General features: G+C 55.2%; 13 protein-coding genes. 12 read left to right on the plus strand and 1 reads right to left on the minus strand.

Going from position 1 to position 12,649, the window contains the following annotated elements; all coding sequences use genetic code 11:
* The first annotated feature begins 43 nt into the window (after positions 1-43).
* From lolC to cobB, 5 genes are all read left to right on the plus strand, one after another.
* Positions 44-1,249, plus strand: a complete 1,206-nt coding sequence (gene lolC / locus FGI04_RS05850) for a lipoprotein-releasing ABC transporter permease subunit LolC (protein ID WP_407273272.1) — start codon at positions 44-46, stop codon at positions 1,247-1,249.
* Complete coding sequence (lolD, locus tag FGI04_RS05855; RefSeq protein WP_342701169.1) at positions 1,242-1,949, plus strand: lipoprotein-releasing ABC transporter ATP-binding protein LolD; 708 nt, start codon at positions 1,242-1,244, stop codon at positions 1,947-1,949. Before lolC ends, lolD begins: the two co-directional genes overlap by 8 nt.
* Positions 1,946-3,193 (plus strand): lipoprotein-releasing ABC transporter permease subunit LolE, encoded by a 1,248-nt coding sequence (lolE, locus tag FGI04_RS05860; RefSeq protein ID WP_407273273.1) that lies wholly within the window; start codon positions 1,946-1,948, stop codon positions 3,191-3,193. The genes lolD and lolE overlap by 4 nt, the downstream gene beginning before the upstream one ends.
* Before the next feature lie 61 nt (positions 3,194-3,254).
* A complete protein-coding gene (gene nagK / locus FGI04_RS05865; RefSeq protein WP_342701167.1) occupies positions 3,255-4,181 on the plus strand; it encodes an N-acetylglucosamine kinase in 927 nt (308 codons plus the stop codon).
* A gap of 103 nt (positions 4,182-4,284) precedes the next feature.
* A complete protein-coding gene (cobB, locus tag FGI04_RS05870) occupies positions 4,285-5,115 on the plus strand; it encodes a Sir2 family NAD+-dependent deacetylase (RefSeq protein ID WP_342701166.1) in 831 nt (276 codons plus the stop codon).
* Positions 5,116-5,133: 18 nt separating this feature from the next.
* Here cobB and FGI04_RS05875 read toward each other — a convergent pair whose 3' ends face one another.
* Positions 5,134-5,373, minus strand: coding sequence for a hypothetical protein (locus FGI04_RS05875; RefSeq protein WP_407336417.1), 240 nt, complete (start codon positions 5,371-5,373; stop codon positions 5,134-5,136).
* A gap of 255 nt (positions 5,374-5,628) precedes the next feature.
* Here FGI04_RS05875 and btuC point away from each other — a divergent pair, with 255 nt between their 5' ends.
* The 7 genes from btuC to FGI04_RS05910 all read left to right on the plus strand — a co-directional run bounded on the left by btuC (position 5,629) and on the right by FGI04_RS05910 (position 12,569).
* Complete coding sequence (gene btuC / locus FGI04_RS05880) at positions 5,629-6,630, plus strand: vitamin B12 ABC transporter permease BtuC (RefSeq protein WP_342701308.1); 1,002 nt, start codon at positions 5,629-5,631, stop codon at positions 6,628-6,630.
* A 169-nt stretch (positions 6,631-6,799) separates the two neighbouring features.
* The gene (locus tag FGI04_RS05885) at positions 6,800-7,351 is read left to right on the plus strand and encodes a glutathione peroxidase (protein ID WP_342701164.1); all 552 of its coding nucleotides are present in this window, start codon (positions 6,800-6,802) and stop codon (positions 7,349-7,351) included.
* A 2-nt stretch (positions 7,352-7,353) separates the two neighbouring features.
* On the plus strand, positions 7,354-8,124 hold the full coding sequence (gene btuD, locus FGI04_RS05890) for a vitamin B12 ABC transporter ATP-binding protein BtuD (protein ID WP_407273274.1): 771 nt from the start codon (positions 7,354-7,356) through the stop codon (positions 8,122-8,124).
* Between the two features lie 153 nt (positions 8,125-8,277).
* The gene (locus FGI04_RS05895) at positions 8,278-8,742 is read left to right on the plus strand and encodes an NlpC/P60 family protein (RefSeq protein WP_342701162.1); all 465 of its coding nucleotides are present in this window, start codon (positions 8,278-8,280) and stop codon (positions 8,740-8,742) included.
* Positions 8,743-8,786: 44 nt separating this feature from the next.
* On the plus strand, positions 8,787-9,803 hold the full coding sequence (lplA, locus tag FGI04_RS05900) for a lipoate--protein ligase (RefSeq protein WP_407336418.1): 1,017 nt from the start codon (positions 8,787-8,789) through the stop codon (positions 9,801-9,803).
* Between the two features lie 327 nt (positions 9,804-10,130).
* On the plus strand, positions 10,131-10,865 hold the full coding sequence (locus tag FGI04_RS05905) for an EAL domain-containing protein (protein WP_342701160.1): 735 nt from the start codon (positions 10,131-10,133) through the stop codon (positions 10,863-10,865).
* A gap of 252 nt (positions 10,866-11,117) precedes the next feature.
* The gene (locus tag FGI04_RS05910) at positions 11,118-12,569 is read left to right on the plus strand and encodes a protein adenylyltransferase SelO (protein ID WP_407336419.1); all 1,452 of its coding nucleotides are present in this window, start codon (positions 11,118-11,120) and stop codon (positions 12,567-12,569) included.
* The last annotated feature ends 80 nt before the right edge of the window (positions 12,570-12,649 follow it).

The raw sequence follows: 12,649 nt of genomic DNA on the forward strand, positions 1-12,649 counted from the left end.
TCCTTGTTCACTTTGCTTTAGCAACCTCATCCAGACGGATTTCATGTATCAACCTGTCGCACTTTTTATCGGCCTGCGCTATATGCGAGGGCGGGCCGCGGACCGCTTTGGGCGGTTTGTTTCCTGGTTGTCCGCCATTGGCATTACCCTCGGAGTGATGGCGCTGGTCACCGTCTTGTCGGTGATGAACGGCTTTGAGCGGGAACTGGAAAACAGCATTCTGGGGCTGATGCCTCAGGCACTCATCACGACGCCGCAAGGCTCCCTGAACCCTCAGACCTTGTCTGCCGCTTCGCTCTCTGGTCTGACGGGCGTCAGGCGCATTGCACCGCTGACGACCGGCGATGTGGTGCTGCAAAGCGCGCGCAGCGTGGCGGTAGGGGTGATGCTGGGTGTGAACCCGGATGAACAAGAGCCGTTGGCGAACTATCTGACGCATGGCGCGTCATTACAGCAACTGCAGCCAGGGCAATATCAGGTGATTCTCGGTGAACAACTGGCCAACCAGCTTGGCGTTAAACTCGGCGATCAACTGCGCCTGATGGTCACCAGCGCCAGTCAATTGACGCCGATGGGGCGGGTGCCCAGTCAGCGTTTGTTTACCGTGGTCGGCACGTTTTATGCCCACAGCGAAGTGGATGGCTACCAACTGTTGGTGAACCAGCAGGATGCGTCGCGCCTGATGCACTACCCCCTTGGCAACATCACCGGCTGGCGGTTGTGGCTGGATCAGCCGCTGGCGGTGGATACGCTGAGTCAGCAGACATTGCCGTCAGGAACGGTATGGAAAGACTGGCGCGAGCGCAAAGGGGAGTTGTTCCAGGCGGTCAGGATGGAGAAAAACATGATGGGGCTGCTGTTGAGCCTGATCGTGGCTGTCGCGGCGTTCAATATCATTACCTCACTGGGTTTGCTGGTGATGGAGAAACAGGGTGAGGTTGCCATTTTGCAAACGCAGGGGTTGACCCGGCGGCAAATCATGGCGGTCTTTATGGTTCAGGGCGGCGGCGCGGGTGTGGTGGGCGCGCTGGTCGGGGCGATACTGGGTATGGTGCTGGCCAGCCAGTTAAATACGCTGATACCGATGCTGGGGCTGTTGATTGACGGTGGTTCGCTGCCGGTACAAATCCAGCCATTGCAGGTGATCGCCATTGCGCTAGTCGCCATGCTGCTGGCGTTGCTTTCCACGTTTTATCCTTCCTGGCGCGCGGCCGCCACCCATCCCGCAGAGGCTTTACGTTATGAGTAATTCACCTTTATTGCAGTGCCGTCAGCTGTGTAAACGCTATCAGGAAGGCAACCTGTCGACCGATGTGCTGCGCGATGTGTCATTCGAGATGCAGAATGGCGAGATGATGGCGATTGTCGGTAGCTCCGGATCCGGTAAAAGTACCTTGTTGCATTTGCTGGGCGGGCTGGACGCGCCGACCTCCGGTGAGGTGGTGTTCAAGGGTAACACGTTGAATCAACTGTCAGCGGCGGCGAAAGCCGCGCTGCGTAATCGCGAACTGGGTTTTATCTATCAGTTTCATCATCTGCTGCCGGATTTCACCGCGTTGGAAAATGTGGCAATGCCGCTGCTTATCGGCAATGTGGCCCCCAAAGAGGTCAAAGAACGGGCGCAAACCATGCTGGCGGCAGTCGGTCTGGCACAGCGCAGCCAGCACCGCTCTTCTGAATTGTCCGGTGGTGAGCGCCAGCGTGTGGCGATTGCCCGCGCGCTGGTGAATAACCCGTCACTGGTACTGGCGGACGAACCGACCGGTAACCTTGACCAGCGTACTACCGATGCCATTTTTGAGTTACTGGGTGAGCTGAACGTGCGTCAGGGTACGGCGTTTCTGGTGGTCACCCACGACCTGAGTCTGGCCCGCCGTCTCGGCCGACAACTGGAAATGCGTGACGGACAGTTGCAGCAGGAGTTAACCCTGATGGGGGCGTCGCAATGACCTTTCCTCCGCTTTCGCTGCTGGTTGGGTTGCGTTTTAGCCGCGGGCGTCGTCGCAGCGGTATGGTATCGCTGATTTCGGTGATTTCCACCCTTGGCATCGCGCTGGGTGTCGCGGTATTGATAGTCGGACTGAGTGCGATGAACGGTTTCGAGCGTGAACTCAACAACCGTATTCTGGCCGTTGTACCGCACGGCGAGATCGAAGCCGGCGAGCAGCCGTTTCGCAACTGGCAACCGTTGTTGCCGAAAATCGAACAGGTGCCCGGCGTTGCCGCTGCCGCGCCTTACGTCAGTTTTACCGGCCTGTTGGAGAACGGCGCCAGCCTAAAGGCGATTCAGTTCAAAGGCGTGGACCCGCAACAGGAACTGAAGCTCAGTGCGTTACCCACCTTCGTGCAGGATAACGCCTGGTCACGTTTTCATGCCGGGGCGCAACAGGTGATTATCGGTAAAGGCGTGGCGGATACGCTGGGTGTGAAAAGTGGCGATTGGGTCACGGTCATGATCCCCAATAGCGACCCGCAGATGAAGCTGTTGCAACCTAAGCGTATTCGCCTTCAGGTTGCAGGTATCCTGCAGTTGAGCGGTCAGTTGGATCATAGCCTGGCATTGGTGCCGCTGGCGGATGCCCAGCAGTATCTGGAGCTGGGCGATGGCGTGACCGGCATCGCCATCAAAGTGCGGGATGTGTTCGCCGCACAGAAGGTGGTGCATGACGCCGGGGAAGCCACCAATCTCTTTGTGTATATCCGCAGTTGGATCGGCACTTACGGGTACATGTACCGCGATATTCAAATGATCCGTACCATTATGTATCTGGCGATGGTGTTAGTGATTGGGGTGGCCTGTTTCAACATCGTTTCCACACTGGTGATGGCGGTGAAGGACAAAAGCAGCGATATCGCAGTATTGCGCACGCTGGGCGCGGGCGATGGCCTTATCCGCGCGATTTTTGTCTGGTACGGGTTATTGGCCGGGTTGCTCGGCAGCATCGTCGGTACCGTGGTCGGGATTGTGGTCACGCTGCAACTGACGCCGATTATCCGTGGGCTTGAAACGCTTACCGGTCATCATTTCTTGTCCGGTGATATCTATTTCATCGATTTTCTGCCGTCCGAGCTGCACATGCTGGATGTGGCTATCGTATTAGGCACCTCGCTGGTGTTGAGTCTGATAGCCAGCTGGTATCCGGCCCGGCGCGCCAGCCGTATCGATCCGGCGCGGATATTGAGCGGTCAGTAATCTGAAACGCCATTGCCTGGGGCAATGGCGTTGTTTTTTGTCTGACGTGAAGGGAGCATCCATGTACTACGGTTTTGACATCGGAGGCACCAAGATAGAACTGGCGGTATTTGACGCCGGGCTACAGCGTATCTGGCAAAAACGTATTCCGACCTCCCGCGATGATTATGAGCGTTTGTTAAATGACCTGATGGCGTTAACACATGAGGCTGATGCGCTGAGCGGGTGTCAGGGAAGCGTAGGTATCGGTGTGCCGGGCATGGAAAATGCGGATGATGGCACCTTGTTCGCTGCCAACCTGCCCGCCGCGATGGGGCGACCGCTGCGGGCCGATCTCAGTCGGCGACTGCAACGTGACGTTCGGCTCAGTAACGATGCCAATTGCTTTGCACTCTCAGAGGCCTGGGACAACGAATTTCGTGCTTACCCGGTGGTGCTGGGGATTATTCTCGGTACCGGCATGGGCGGTGGTCTGGTGGTGAACGGCCGGGTCGTTGACGGGAAAAACGGTGTTGCCGGGGAACTGGGGCATTTTCGTCTGCCGGTCGATGCGCTGGATATTCTTGGCGAGTCTATTCCGCGGGTACCCTGTGGCTGCGGGCGTGCCGGGTGTGTGGAAAATTACCTTTCCGGGCGTGGATTTGAATGGTTGTACGCGCATTTTCACCATCGTACGCTATCGGCACCGGAGATTATCCGCGCCTTTTACGCCGGGGAACCGCAGGCGCGTGCGCATGTGGATCGCTATCTGGCGTTGCTGGCGGTGTGTTTGGGAAATCTGCTAACGTTGATTGACCCGCATCTGGTCGTGTTTGGTGGTGGGTTGTCTAATTTCGATGAAATTTACCGCCAGTTGCCGCAGCGATTGCCAGAGAGTCTGTTGCCAGTGGCTCGCGTCCCGCGTATTGAGAAAGCACGACATGGCGATGCAGGCGGCGTGCGTGGCGCGGCATTGCTACACTTGATGAGTCCGTCGCTGCCGTCCTGATGTGTATGCGGCGATGGATAACCCCGCTCTCAGGGCGGACATAAAGCGAGCCCGCTGTAAATCGGCAGCGGTACGCGTAAGACAGACAGGCTAAGGAGCAGACATGCACTCGCGTCAACGATTACACCGTTTTCGGCAACGAAAACGTCTGCGTCATCAGCGTTTGTGTGCCCGCATTTTTCATCTTGATTATCTGGTGGTCAAAAACGTGAATAAACCACGTGTTGTTGTACTTACCGGAGCAGGGATTTCTGCTGAGTCCGGTATTCGCACGTTCCGTGCGTCGGATGGGTTGTGGGAAGAACATCGGGTGGAGGATGTCGCTACCCCGGAAGGGTATCATCGCGATCCGCAAACGGTTCAGAGTTTCTACAATATGCGTCGTCGGCAGCTACAGCAGCCGGAGATTGCACCGAATGCCGCGCATCTGGCGTTGGCGGAGCTGGAAGCCGCGCTGGGCGACCATTTTCTCCTGGTCACACAAAATATTGACAACCTGCATGAACGCGCTGGCAATAAGCGAATCATCCACATGCACGGTGAATTGCTGAAAGTGCGTTGCAGCCACAGTGGGCAAGTCTTTGAGTGGACAGACGATCTATCCGTCGACGATCGTTGCCATTGCTGCCAGTTCCCGGCACCGCTGCGTCCGCATGTGGTGTGGTTCGGCGAAATGCCGCTGGGTATGGATCACATCTACCATGCGTTGTCAGAGGCGAATGTTTTCATTGCCATTGGGACATCAGGCCATGTTTATCCGGCGGCGGGGTTTGTACACGAAGCGCGGGTGCACGGTGCCCATACCGTGGAACTGAATTTGGAACCGAGTGAGATCCAAAGCCAGTTCGATGAACACATTTATGGCCCTGCCAGCAAGGTCGTCGTGGACTATGTCCATAGCTGGCTTGCGCGCCACGGGTTATCTGCACGCTGAATCTCAGCCTGAATCCGCTTACCGTGCCGCCCAGCGCGGGCGTGTGCCGACCGGCGTTGGTTCGGCCTGTGGCGGATGCTCCTGCATCAGCGCGTCACGCCGGGCGCGAAGACACTCTTCAAGCTGGTCGAACGGCAGGTTAGCCTCATGGTTATAGAAGCTGTATTCGCACTCGACGCAGGCGTCGGATGGCTCGCTATCCCGACGCTGGCTTTGGCGCCGAGCGCGATGCAGCATGCGCAGAAAGGATGCCAGCATAACGTTACTCCGCAACAGGGTGGTGAAAGTCACTCTATTAAGGTAGTTGAGATTTCTTAGAACGAAAAATAATCAAATTAGATGAGATAATCACATTTCATACCATACCGAAGAGGGTTGCTGTCCGGGTGGCAGGCAGCAGGCTTTGCGGGCCGCTTTCCATTCTTTGGCGAAATTTCCCGGCATCAGCTTGATATCACTGTGGATATGCGCATTATGGTGCCATTATCCGATTTCTTCATGACAGGCTATCTCATGCAGTCAACCCCGGCAGGCTATACCCAACTGAAACATCAGCAGCGGCGGCGTGATCGCCAGCGTTTGCTGGGGTTGTGGCTCTTGCTGGCCGTGGGGGGGGCGGTGAGCCTGTGTGCCGGTGAGCGCTGGATTGCGCCGACACACTGGCTGGACCCGGAGTCCTCACTTTTTATCTGGCAACTGCGGTTGCCGCGTATGCTGGCAGTGATGCTGGTGGGGGCGGGGCTGGCAATGAGCGGTGCGGTCATGCAGGCGGTGTTTGATAATCCGTTAGCCGAACCCGGACTGCTGGGGGTTTCCAATGGAGCGGGCGTGGCGCTGGTTATCGCGGTGTTGCTTGGTCATGGGATATTGCCAGTCTGGAGCCTCAGCCTGTGTGCCATCATCGGCGCATTACTGGTGACATTGCTGCTGTTGCGTTTTTCCCATGCGGGCGTTTCCAATGCGCGTTTACTCCTTATTGGCGTTGCATTGGGCATTATTTGCAGTGCATTGATGACCTGGGCAGTCTATTTCAGCACCAGTCTCGATCTGCGCCAGTTGATGTACTGGATGATGGGCGGTTTTAGCGGTGTGGACTGGCGTTACAGTGGGTTAATGCTACTGATGTTGCCGCTGTTGGTCTGGCTGGCGCGTTGTGGCGAGGTACTCAACCATCTGGCGCTGGGTGAGCAGGCGGCCCGGCAGTTGGGGGTCGCGGTATTGTACTGGCGTCATCTGCTGGTGCTGGTGATGGGGACGTTGGTCGGCATCAGTGTGGCGCTGGCTGGCGTAATAGGGTTTGTCGGGTTGGTTATCCCGCATATTTTGCGCTTGTGTGGGCTGACGGATCAGCGCTATCTATTAACCGGGTGTGGTCTGGCTGGTGCCGTCGTGTTGATGCTGGCGGATACGCTGGCGCGGACGTTGCTGGCGACGGCAGAACTGCCGATTGGCGTGGTGACCGCCACACTGGGGGCTCCCTGGTTCATCTGGCTGCTGTTGCGCCATCAGGTGTGATTCTGCCTGTCATTCTCCATGACACCATGACACCATGACACCATGACACCATGACCCAGCGACAGAACATCGGTTTACTAACACCAAGCGGTTTACTAACACCCACCGATGCGATGACATCCGTTGGGTAGACAACAATCGGTTGGTTAGACAACAACAGGAATAGACAATGAGCAATGACATCTACGCAATTCCCCTGCAAACCATCGACGGCCGCCAGACATCACTGGAAAACTGGCGTAATAACGTGCTGCTGGTTGTGAATGTGGCCTCAGAGTGTGGTCTGACCCGGCAATATGAAGCGCTGGAGAATCTATATGAAACCTATCGCGATCGTGGGTTCGCGGTGCTGGGTTTTCCTTCCAATGAATTCGCCGGGCAGGAGCCGGGCAGCAATGAAGAAATACAGGCCTTCTGTCGTGGGACTTTTGGCGTTGAGTTCCCGATGTTTGGCAAGATTGAAGTCAATGGCAGTGGTCGTCACCCCTTGTATCAGGCATTGATTCAGGCTCAACCAGAGGCGCTGCGACCGCAAGGCAGTGAGTTTTACGAGCGTCGTGTCAGCCGGGGTCAGGCCCCCGCACACCTTGGTGATATTTTGTGGAATTTTGAAAAATTCCTGATTAACCGCCGTGGTGATGTCGTGGCACGCTTTTCACCAGACATGACGCCGGACGACAGTGCGATCATCAAAGCTGTTGAGCAGGCACTGGCGCAGTAATCGTGACGCGTCAACCCCTACTGAGCCTTGATCACGTCAGTGTCACTGGGCGGTTATCCTCGGTGACGCTAGGTTGTCACTGCGGTGAACTGGTGCATATTATTGGCCCCAATGGGGCTGGTAAGAGTACGTTGTTGGCACTGATGGCCGGGCTACAGCCGGGAGAAGGCGAAACGCAGTTGTTAGGACAGACAATGGCAGTGTGGCCAGCGCGCGCGCTGGCGAGAGTGCGGGCTTATTTGCCTCAGAATCACAGTGCGCCGACGTTAATGCCAGTATTCCAGTACTTGCAACTGCACCAGCCAGCGTCAGGTGAAGTGGATGAGGTGGATAGGGTGGTTCAGCGGCTGGCTGAGCGGCTGTCGTTAGCCGATAAACTGCGTCGTCCGCTGACCCGCTTGTCCGGCGGTGAATGGCAACGGGTCAGACTGGCGGCGGTGTTGTTGCAGGTCTGGCCGACATTGAACTCATCCGCCCGGCTATTGTTGCTCGATGAGCCCGTCGCCAACCTGGATATTGCCCAGCGCGTCGCGTTGGATGCGTTGTTGGCTGAGTTATGCCGTGCCGGTATCACCGTGGTGGCGTCTGGCCATGATCTGAACCACACCTTGCACCATGCCGATCGCGTCTGGCTGTTGTCCGGCGGTGAAGTGGCCGCTCAGGGGGCGGCTGCCGAGGTGATGCAGCCAGAAACGCTATCGTCGGTTTTTGGCGTCGCCTTTACGGGTTATGTACTGGAAGGGCGCCACTGGATGCTGGCGCAGCAGGAGTGATAAACGGTGGGATAAGCGGCGAGATAATCGCCGTAACGTACCGTTAAGACAGAAAAATTCTCTGTTCTCGAACGATTAACGCCAGCGCGTGAATGATAATATGTCGCAATTCGGTTTTTGTGGGGCATCCCCGGTAACAGTGAGCATAACGGCATGAGGTTCTGGAGAGTCTGGCTAATAGTGGTGGCATTGTTTCTGGCCGGGTGTAGCAGTCATGTTCCGCAGAGTACTCGTTTGGGTGATACCAGCGAGGTGCGCTCGCAACTGCACGCCCAACTGGCGCAGTGGCGTGGTACGCCATATCGCTATGGCGGGTTGGATCACAATGGTATTGATTGTTCCGGTTTTGTTTATCTGACATTCCGTGACCGATTCGGTCTAACGTTGCCGCGCTCTACCGAGGAGCAAACTGAAATCGGCACCCGCGTTGACCGCAGTGACTTATTGCCCGGTGATCTGGTCTTTTTCCGCACCGGCAGCGGCGAAAACGGGCTGCATGTCGGCATCTACGACAGTCATGACCAGTTTATTCATGCTTCCACCAGTCACGGTGTGATGCGTTCATCGCTGAACAACGTTTACTGGAAACGGGCCTACTGGCAGGCCCGCCGCATCTGATTTACGGCCGCCTGACGGTGGCCTGCTGTTTTCGGAGCCTTGTCATGTCCGCACTGCGTTTGTTGATTTCCGACTCTGTCGACCCTTGGTTCAATCTGGCCGTGGAAGAGTGCATCTTTCGTCAGATGCCGCCGACACAGCGAGTGCTGTTTTTGTGGCGAAATGCCGAAACGGTGGTGATTGGCCGGGCTCAGAATCCGTGGAAAGAGTGTAACACCCGGCGGATGGAGCAGGATGGCGTTAAACTGGCCCGACGCAGTAGCGGCGGCGGCGCGGTGTTTCATGACCTGGGCAATACCTGTTTCACCTTCATGGCGGGTAAACCCGGTTACGACAAAAGTGTCTCTACAGGGATAATCTTGCGCGCGCTGTCTGTGCTGGGAGTGACGGCACAGGCGTCGGGCCGTAATGATCTCGTGATTGAGACGGCGGATGGCGTCAGGAAAATTTCTGGATCGGCCTATCGGGAAAGTATTGATCGGGGATTCCATCATGGAACCTTGTTGCTTGACGCCAACCTGTCGCGTCTGGCGGATTACCTCAATCCAGACAAAAAGAAATTGCAGGCGAAAGGCATTGCCTCAGTACGTTCACGTGTGGCGAATCTGGTGGAGTTATTGCCGGGTATTCGCCATGAAACGGTGTGCAACGCCGTGATACAGGCATTTTTCGAACATTATCAGGCGGAGTGTCAGCCAGAGATTATCTCGCCGGATGCGTTCCCTGATCTCCCAGGGTTCGCTGAGCGGTTCGCCCATCAAAGTAGTTGGGAATGGAATTTCGGTCAGGCTCCGGAGTTTAGCCATACGCTAGATACCCGTTTTGACTGGGGTGGCGTAGAACTGCATTTTGATGTGGATCGTGGTGTCATCAGTCGGTGCCAGCTGTTTACCGATAGCCTGAATCCTACCCCGTTGGAGGCATTAGCCGACCGGTTGAAAGGGGTATTGTACCGTCCCGAAGCACTGCTGGCGGTTGGTGAGCAAGTGGCTGGGGATTATCCGCAACAATACAATGAAATACATGCACTGACTGTCTGGTTATCGGAAAACGTGCGTTAATAATTTGAAATCTGTATTAGGGCTTTGTCTGAAAAGTGAAAAGCGGATTGTTTTTCGACAGGATCAAACGATAAATTAATATCGGTTTTGGCAGTAACCAAATGGTATTCGCGTGAAAAGGACGAGGATTATTTATCATATTTTCTTACGGGTGTTGAGGCATGGATTCGTGATTAAACGTAATGCCATCGACCCGTCTGAATATTATTGTTAATAATCTTTAATGCTTCTGGAGTGATAGCAGCGAATAGGATCAGGTCAGGCAGTGCCCATCTTGTCTGACCGCTCGTTACGGCGGGTTCATCTTTTAACTCTGGCTATAACACTATGCGTATCCAGCTTGCAGTTGACTATGTCAGTCAGTACCACTTTTCTCCTGTCTATCACCTGGACTCACGGTTACTGGCAGTGGAGATGAGCGGACGTTTCCAGAACGAGTCAGGCGGGTTCTCCGTTCCACAGGAGATTTTACTGGGGGTGCTGAATCGCCGCCAAAAGCAGACGTTACTCACAGAGCAACTCGCGATCCTCAAAGAGAAATCACCCTGGTTTATCCATCATCGGGTTGCCGTGGTACTGAAAATCGATCACACGCTGACTGAGTTTCTGGTTGAGGATACGTTACTGGGGCGGGAGTTTCGCTCACTGCCTTTCCTGCAACTTGAAATTAATGAGAATTTTCCTGATATATCATCCGGACGGGATAATCCTCTACTGATGAAATTAAGTCGGTCGTTCCATTTATGGCTGGATGATTTTGGTTCCGGCAAAATGAATATGAAACCCTTTTATGATGGTGTCATTTCCAGTGTGAAAATGGATACGGCATTTACTAATAAATTATTAACGCGCCCTGTTTGTGTTTCTATTATTAACCCTATGTTGCTGGCAATGAGAAAACAATGTCCCTCGCTAAAGGTGGTAGCAAAAGGGATAGATAATGTCGCAGGTTTTGAGAAGGCGCTTGAACTGAATGTTAACGCCGTTCAGGGGCAGTTATGGCCTTCGGTGTCGCCAGAGGCGCTGGATAATGTATTGATGCCGGTAGCCTGTTACGGTTGATCACTACCCTCGGTTGACTACTATTCTCAGTTGACTACTATCCCGGTCGTTCACTATCCATGCGGATGCCCTGCCGAGTGCGGTGTGGCATCCACCATGGCTATGTTGACCCCGGTTATATGATGCACGCGCTTGTATGTTCCTATCCGACGTAACGTTTCTGTCGGTATGTCCCTGCTGGCTAATAGCCCTGTAGTTACTCCGTGTTAATTCCCCCGTCGCAGTTCTACACTGATGAAAAAGGGGGAAGTTATGCCACATGACCTGCCATTCAATAATCATTACCACCAGCAACTGCCCGGATATTATACCGAGCTGACGCCGACTCCTCTGCATGGCGCGCGGTTGTTGTATCACAACGCGTCCCTTGCTCAGGAACTCGGGTTATCCGCCGACTGGTTTGAAGGCGATAATCAGCGTATCTGGAGTGGTGAGCGGCAATTACCCGGTATGGCTCCGTTGGCCCAGGTGTACAGCGGCCATCAATTCGGTGTCTGGGCCGGGCAACTGGGTGATGGGCGCGGCATCCTCCTTGGGCAACAACAACTGGCGGATGGCCGCACGCAGGACTGGCATCTCAAAGGTGCCGGGTTGACCCCGTATTCGCGAATGGGCGACGGACGGGCCGTTTTGCGTTCTGTTGTGCGCGAGTTTCTGGCATCGGAAGCGTTACATCACCTCGGTATTCCCACCACACGTGCGTTAACCATCGTCAATAGTGATCATCCAGTGCGGCGTGAGCAGGAGGAGCGTGGGGCGATGCTATTGCGGGTGGCGGATAGCCATGTCCGTTTCGGGCATTTCGAACATTTCTATTACCGGCGTGAACCCGAGCAAGTTCGCCAGTTGGCAGATTACGTCATTGCCTGTCACTGGCCACAGTGGCAGCAGGACGCTGATCGCTATTATCTGTGGTTCAGTGATGTGGTGGAGCGAACGGCGAGGCTGATTGCACACTGGCAGGCGGTTGGGTTCGCACACGGTGTGATGAATACCGACAACATGTCCATTCTCGGATTGACTATCGATTATGGCCCATTCGGGTTTATGGACGACTATCAGCCCGATTATATCTGTAATCATTCGGATCATCAGGGGCGTTACGCCTTCGATAACCAACCCGCGGTGGCGTTATGGAACCTGCATCGACTGGCGCAATCGCTGTCAGGGTTGATGCCCGTGGAGCGGTTGCAGCAGGCGCTGAATGGCTATGAACCTGCATTGATGCAGCGATTCGGCGAGCTGATGCGCGGTAAACTGGGGTTTGATACGCCGCAGGCGCAGGATAATGATCTGCTGGTCGGCTTGTTGCAACTGATGAAGCGGGAGCGGGCGGATTATACGCATATTTTTCGTCTGTTGTCGGAAACCGAGCGCCACAGCAGCCACTCCCCACTGCGGGATGTATTTATCGACCTGGCGGCATTTGATGGGTGGTTCAGTGCCTATCGTCAACGGCTGATGCTGGAAAGTGTGGATGATACCGAGCGTCAGCAACGGATGAAACAGGCTAATCCGCGTTATATTTTGCGTAATTATCTGGCCCAACAGGTGATTGATCTGGCAGAAAAAGAAGATGTCAGTGCGCTTGCCCGCCTGCACCACACGCTGCAACAACCGTATGCCGAGCAGCCCGATAAGGCCGACCTGGCCGCTTTACCGCCAGACTGGGGTAAGCATCTGAACATTTCCTGCTCCAGCTAGAGGCGTTTTGACGGTATGCAACACGAGTGAAGAAAAACACGATAACCGACTGTATGATGATGGAAATTACGGGGCCAGGG

Source organism: Dickeya ananatis (genome assembly GCF_019464615.1).
GTDB lineage: Bacteria > Pseudomonadota > Gammaproteobacteria > Enterobacterales > Enterobacteriaceae > Dickeya > Dickeya oryzae.